Raw genomic sequence first — 6,574 nt, 5'->3', positions numbered from 1 at the left:
GGGAGGAAAAACCCTTTTCAAAGGGTTTTCCCTCCCCTTCCCCCGGCCGCCGGAGGCAAAAAAAAGCCCCCCGCATACCGCGCGGAGGGCTTTTGCACTCGTGAAAGGAACCAGCGCTACAGGAGGCGCTTGGCGATTTCCTTGGCGGCGCGTCGGCCTGCGCCCATGGCGGAGATGACGGTGGCCGCGCCGGTGACGATGTCGCCGCCCGCGAAGACGTTGGGGATGGAGGTCTCGCCGGTCTCGGGGTCGGCCTCGACGTAGCCCCACTTGTTCAGTTCGAGGTCCGGGGTGGCCTCGAGCAGGATGGGGTTGGGCCGGGTGCCCACGGCGATGATGGCCATGTCGCAGGGAATCCGTTCGGTCTCGCCCTCCAGGCAGACGGGCGCGCAACGGCCGGACTCGTCGGGTTCGCCGAGCTCCATCTTCTGGACGGTCAGCGCCTCGAGCCGGCCCTTGTCGTCGCCGTGGAAGGACAGCGGGCCGCACAGGCAGCGGATCTTGATGCCCTCCTCCACGGCGTGTTCGATCTCCTCGCGGCGGGCGGGCATTTCGTCCTCGGAGCGGCGGTAGACGATGGACACCTCTTCCGCGCCCATGCGCAGGGCGGTGCGCGCCGCGTCCATGGCCACGTTGCCCGCGCCGATGACGGCCACGCGCCGGGCCCCGTAGGCTGGGGTGTCGTAGGTCGGGAATTCGTAGGCCCGGCCGAGGTTGACGCGGGTCAGGTACTCGTTGGCCGAGAACACGCCGACCAGGTTCTCGCCCGGCACGTTCAGGAAGCGCGGCAGGCCCGCGCCCACGCCGACGAACACGGCGTTGTAGCCCTGGTCGAGCATGTCCTTAATGGTGATGGTCTTGCCGCCGACCCAGTTGGTGCGGAAGGTCACGCCGAGCTTGCGCAGGCCGTCCAGTTCGCGGGCGACCACGGACTTGGGCAGGCGGAACTCGGGGATGCCGTAGACGAGCACCCCGCCCGGCTCGTGCAGGGCCTCGAACACGTCCACCTTGATGCCGCGTCCGGCCAGGTAGCCCGCCACGGTCAGGGACGACGGGCCGGAGCCGATGCAGGCCACCCTGAGGTCCCCGCGCTCCAGGGCGCAGGCGGCCAGGTCGGTGACCTCCTCGCAGGCGCTCCTGGCGGCGTAGGTGTCGGCCACGTAGCGTTCCAGCCGCCCGATGGCCACGGGCTCGTGTTTCTTGCCCAGGATGCAGCTGCCCTCGCACTGGGTTTCCTGGGGGCAGACCCGGCCGCAGACGGCGGGCAGGGAGTTGGTCCTGCGGATGGCGTTGAAGGCCCCTTCGAGGTCGTCGTCCACCAGGCAGGCGATGAACCAGCGGATGTCGATGTTCACCGGGCAGCCGTCCTGGCACGTGGGCTTCTTGCATTGCAGACACCGCTCGGCCTCCACCAGTGCCTGCTCGCGGGAGTAGCCCAGGGCCACCTCCTGGAAATTCCCGGCCCGGACCTTGGGGTCCTGGTGAGGCATGGGGGTGCGGGTGCGAATTTTATTCGTCTTCTTATCGGCCATTGCAGCGGCACTCCTTGCTGAACAATTCCATGGATTCCTCTTCCTGCTGCTTGAACTGCCACAGCCGGGTCTTGAGTTCGGCGAAATCGACCTTGTGGCCGTCGAACTCGGGTCCGTCCACGCAGGCGAACAGGGTCTTGCCGCCCACGGTGCAGCGGCACGCGCCGCACATGCCGATGCCGTCGACCATGATGGAGTTGAGCGAGACTGTGGTCTTGGTGCCGAAGGGTTTGGTCACGCGGCAGACCGCCTCCATCATGGGCACCGGGCCGATGGCGACCACTTCGGACACGTCGTCCTCGGTCTCCAGGATGTCCTTGAGAACTTCGGTGACAAACCCCTTGTGCCCTTCGGAGCCGTCGTCGGTGGCGATGCGCACTTCGGGACAGAACGAAGAAAGTTCGGAGCAGAACAGGAGCAGGTTCTTGGACCGCGCCCCGATGATGGCGATGACCCGGTTGCCGGCCTCCACGTGGCCCTTGGCGATGTGGTGCATGGCCGCGATGCCGGTGCCGCCGCCCACGCAGACCACGGTGCCGGACTTCTCGATGTGCGTGGGCTTGCCGAGCGGACCGCACACATCCTTGAATTCGCCGCCCTCCTTCAGCTCGTCCATCGCCGCCGTCGTCTTGCCCACAACAAGATAAACTATGGTGATGGTTCCGTTTTCCTTGTCGCAGTCCGCGATGGTCAAGGGGATCCGCTCGCCGTGGCGACCGACGCGCAGCATGACGAAATTGCCGGGCTTGGCCTTTTGGGCGATCTGGGGCGCATCGATGACCATCATGGTGGTCTGCCCCGGGATCAGTTCCTCTTTTCTCAGAATCTTGTAACCCATGTATTCTCTCTCGTTGTTGGAAAACCCCATCCCTGCGGGGGTTCCGAAAATTATTCAGCGGCAGGGTTTCTGCTAGTAGCGCCAAACGGCCGGGGTTGTCAAAATCGCATCCAGTGAGTATAGTATAGGCTGACTGATCGATGTTGGATTTGCCAACTCCCACGGACGGGAGACGGAAAACCACGGGTCCCTCAGGATAGAGCGTGACATGGGTCACAGGGACGGCCGGGCTGCCTTATGCAATGCCACGGCCTTTTTTTGTCGCAAAAAAAGGCCGGACATGGGAGACGAGCATGAGGATACCCTCGCAGGCTGCCGAACAGTACCGCAAGACCGACTCCCTGGCCGAGCGCCGGGTGGAACGGAAGACGGTGCAACCCCAGGCCAGGACGACGACCACGTCGTTCGGCTTTCGCCTGGGTAAGTTCGGCGTGGACTACCGCGAGGAGACCACGGTTCTCGATCCCTCCCTGTCCCGCTCCGTGCGCGAGGAGACCCGCAAGGCCCGCGCCTTCAAGGCCGAGGCCGAGGTGGAGGACCTGCGCGCCGAGGTCGGCGCGGACGGCGCGGCCTACCGCCAGCGGGAGACCGCTCGCGCGGACCGCGACACCCCCTCCCCCGGACGGATCAAGTCCGCCCTGGCCGCCTACGCCAGGGCCCAGGCCCAGATCCTGCCGCCGCCCGGCAACATGCTGGCCGGCGTGGTCTAGAAACAACGAGGCCGCCCTTTTCGGGGCGGCCTTTTTCGTGGAATATCGCCTAATCTTCGGCATCCGGGCCGCCCTTGCCCCCGGCCGACTCCCTGCGCGTCTCCAGCCGCCCCTTGGCGGACATGAGCACGCCGAGCGCGCTGAACACGGTCAGGGCGATGAAGGCCAGGTTCATGGCCTTGATGAACAGCCCCGCGTTGTCGTGCGTCAGGGCCACAGGGCCGATGATGACCGCGAACACGCCGCTGATGAAGACCAGGGAGACGGTCATGCCCGTGGTCCGCATGGCCGCGACCACGGCCGAGGCCACGCCGTAGTTCTCGCGGTTCACCGCGCCCATGATGACCGCCATGTTGGCCGTGGCGAACATGGCCGAGCCCGCGCCGCACAGGGCCAGGATCACGGCCGTGAACAGCAGGGACGGGGCCGCGCCCAGGAAGATGGCCGCGCCCAACCCCACGGTGGCCACGCCCATGCCCGCCGTGGCCACCAGGTGCGGCGACCAGCGCTCGCACCACTTGCCGCTGACGACCGAGAAGATGACCTGCATGACCGGCTGCACCATGAGAATGAACCCGGCCTCGCTGGCGGTCATGCCCTGGGCCACCTGGAGGTACAGGGAGAGCAGGAAGGTGATCCCGTAGATGGCCGCGTAGCTGATGAACTGGGCGGCCGAGCCCAGGGAAAAGGCCGGGTTGCCGCTGAACAGGGCCAGGCTCAGCAGCGGGGCCTTGGCCCGCCCCTCCCAGAAGACGAAACAGAGCAGGAAGAAGACGCCGCAGGCGAGCATGACGACCCCGCCCGTGCCGTCCAGGTGCGAGCCGCCCTGGGAGAGCAGGATCATGCCCAGCGCGATGAACAGGGCCCCGCCGAAGTCGAAGCGCACGCCCTTGGCCACCACCGGCTTGACCGGCAGGGTCTTCAGGGTCAGCAGAAAGCCCACGGCGCAGGGCAGGGCCCCGCCGTAGAAGATCCAGCGCCAGCCGAAGTGGGTGACGATGAGCCCGCCGAGCCACGGCCCCACGGACAGGCCGAGGTAGACCCCGGCCGAGGCGATGCCCATGGCCCGGGCCCGGCCCGCGCCGGGGTAGAGGTCCGCGATGATGGCCAGGCCGGTGGAGACCATCATGGCGCCCCCGCCGCCCTGGAACACGCGCAGGACGATGAACTGGTTGATGCTGTGGCAGACCGGCAGGATCACGCTCATGACCGTGAACAGGGCCATGCCCGCGGAGAACGTCGCCCCGCGCCCGATCTTGTCGGACAGCCGGGTGACCGGAAAGAGGAGCATGGCCACGGCCGAGATGTAGCCCGACTCGACCAGCCCGAGCTGGGAGGCGCTGGCCCCGAACTCCCGGCCCAGGGCGGGCACGGCCACGGCCACGGCCGAGAGCATGAAGACCAGGGCGAACTGGGAGACGGTTATGGTGTACAGGCCGGTGGTCCGATCGTCATGGGCGAATTGGAACATGTTCGCGGAATATCCAGAGGTTGCAGGGTGGTGGACGGAAAGGGCGGCGCGGGGATCAAAGCCCGGCGCGCTGCCGACGCCATAGAGAATAAACACCCCCCCGGCCGGAGGCAAGATGCGGGGTGCGGGTTTCCCGCTCCCGGGACTACTCGGCCCCGGAGGCGGGCAGCGCGATGATGAAGGTCGCGCCCCGGCCCGGCCGGGATTCCACCCGCATGGTCCCGCCCAGGTGCTCGGTGACGATGAAGTAGGACACGGACATGCCCAGCCCGGTGCCCACGCCCACCGCCTTGGTGGTGAAGAACGGCTCGAAGACCCGGCGGCGGACCTCTTCGGGCATGCCCGGCCCGTTGTCCTCGATCTCCACCCGGAAGGTCCCGTCCGTGCGCCCGCAGCGCAGGACGAAGCGCGGCTCGCGGCCGGTCTCCTTCATGGCGAAGGTCATGGCCTGGGCCCCGTTGTTCAGGATGTTGAAGAAGACCTGCTCCAGCCTGCTGGCGTCGCAGCGGACCGGGAACGGCCCCTCCCCGTATTCGCGGTCGAAGGCGATGTCCTTGAAATTGTAGCTGTGCTCCAGGTCGTGGCCGCTGCGGACCAGCTCCACGGCCTTGTCCAGGATCAGGCTCACGTCCTCGTCACCCGCCGTGCCGTCCGTCTTGCGCGAGAAGCCGAGCATGTTGGTGACCACCCGGCCCGCCCGCTCGCCGGATTCGATGACCGCGTCGAGCATGGCGTCCACGCCCCGGGCGCGCACGTAGTCCATGACCCGGTCCAGGTTCGCGCCGCACTCCTCGGCCGTCCGGCGGTTGCGGGGGCTCTCCTCCAGGAGGCGCTTGCGCAGGAGCCGGGCGTTGCCCAGGATGGCCGCCAGGGGGTTGTTGATCTCGTGGGCCATGCCCGCGGCCAGCCCGCCCACCGAAACCATCTTCTCGGACTGGATCATCATCTCCTCGATGCGCACCTTTTCGGTGATGTCGTCCACCCGGACCACCGCGCCATGAACCCCGTTGGCCACCAGCGGATAGATCGAGACGTCGCGGTAGCGGCGCTCCCCGTCCACGTCGGCGGGCACCCGCTCGTGGATGGCCGGGGCCCCCCTGGCGATGGCCGCGGAGACCCGGCTCAGCTCCATGCCCAGGTCGGGCAGGACGTCGGCCAGCAGCCGCCCCTCCACCTCGCCCTGCTCGTACCCGGTGGCCGCCGCGGCGCGCATGTTCCAGTGGGTGATGCGCCCCTCGACGTCCACGCCGACCAGCAGCGAGGGCATGGAGTCGATGATGTTGGACAGATATCTGCGCAGGGTCAGGACTTCCTTTTGCGCGGCCTGGATCTCCCGGATGTGGTCGCCCAGCATGAAATTCTGGTAGGCGATCCAGGACATCTGGTTGGCCAGCAGAAAGAGGGCCCGGCCCACCTCCCTGAAGCGGCCCAGGGACATGACCGGAACCTCCTCGAAGGCGCGGACGAAGTCCACCTCGTTGGCCCCTATCTCGCGGGCATAGGCAAGGGTCCTCTCCTTGTCCACGTGTTCGTTGCGCACCTGGCCGACGAACCAGCTCGCGATATGGCGGCCGTCCACGGAGATGGACGCCCCCCCGTCCCACAGGCCGCTGCTCAGACACGGCTGGATGGTCGCGCCCCTCGGGTTGAACCGTCCGAGCAGGGTGTCGGACCGCCTGCAGTTGCACCGCCCCTTTTCGGTCTTGCGGATGATATCCTCGCACAGCCTGGTGAAATTGCTCGGTTTGGTGATGGGCACGCCGTCGGGCGTGGTGATGAGGGAGGCCACGCCGGTGGCCGTGGAAAAGGCGTCCTGGATGGCCTGGATCTCGTCCAGGTCGAACAGGTCGAGGAACCCGACCTCATGGGAAGGGGACGAGCCGCCGTCAAGGGCCGACAGTTCCTTCTCGGCCAGGTTCAGCTCACGGCGCAGGTCCGCCACTTTGCGCTCAAGTTCTTCCTTGTCCAAAACATCCCCCCTCTTGGAGTATCCATATATTTTGTCCATCAAATCGACCCACAA

General features: G+C 66.9%; 5 protein-coding genes. 1 reads left to right on the top strand and 4 read right to left on the bottom strand.

Features of this window, described 5'->3' with window-relative positions; genetic code table 11:
• Positions 1–116: 116 nt before the first annotated feature.
• Both gltA and AB6M95_RS15155 read right to left on the bottom strand, forming a co-directional pair.
• Complete coding sequence (gene gltA / locus AB6M95_RS15160) at positions 117–1,532, bottom strand: NADPH-dependent glutamate synthase (protein ID WP_371387590.1); 1,416 nt, start codon at positions 1,530–1,532, stop codon at positions 117–119.
• Positions 1,522–2,370 (bottom strand): sulfide/dihydroorotate dehydrogenase-like FAD/NAD-binding protein, encoded by an 849-nt coding sequence (locus AB6M95_RS15155; protein ID WP_371387589.1) that lies wholly within the window; start codon positions 2,368–2,370, stop codon positions 1,522–1,524. The genes gltA and AB6M95_RS15155 overlap by 11 nt, the downstream gene beginning before the upstream one ends.
• A 293-nt stretch (positions 2,371–2,663) precedes the next feature.
• On the opposite strand from AB6M95_RS15155, the gene AB6M95_RS15150 reads away from it, so the two are divergent.
• Positions 2,664–3,080: a hypothetical protein gene (locus AB6M95_RS15150; RefSeq protein WP_371387588.1), complete on the top strand. Its 417-nt coding sequence runs from the start codon at positions 2,664–2,666 to the stop codon at positions 3,078–3,080.
• Positions 3,081–3,129: 49 nt separating this feature from the next.
• On the opposite strand, the gene AB6M95_RS15145 is transcribed toward AB6M95_RS15150, so the two are convergent.
• Positions 3,130–4,551, bottom strand: coding sequence for an MFS transporter (locus tag AB6M95_RS15145; RefSeq protein ID WP_371387587.1), 1,422 nt, complete (start codon positions 4,549–4,551; stop codon positions 3,130–3,132).
• Positions 4,552–4,696: 145 nt separating this feature from the next.
• Positions 4,697–6,520 (bottom strand): PocR ligand-binding domain-containing protein, encoded by a 1,824-nt coding sequence (locus tag AB6M95_RS15140; RefSeq protein WP_371387586.1) that lies wholly within the window; start codon positions 6,518–6,520, stop codon positions 4,697–4,699.
• Positions 6,521–6,574: the final 54 nt, after the last annotated feature.

The sequence above is a fragment of the Pseudodesulfovibrio karagichevae genome (genome assembly GCF_041414475.1).
Taxonomy (GTDB): domain Bacteria; phylum Desulfobacterota; class Desulfovibrionia; order Desulfovibrionales; family Desulfovibrionaceae; genus Pseudodesulfovibrio; species Pseudodesulfovibrio karagichevae.
The sequence above is the reverse complement of the archived record's forward strand: the minus strand, read 5'-3'. Positions and strand labels throughout refer to the sequence as shown.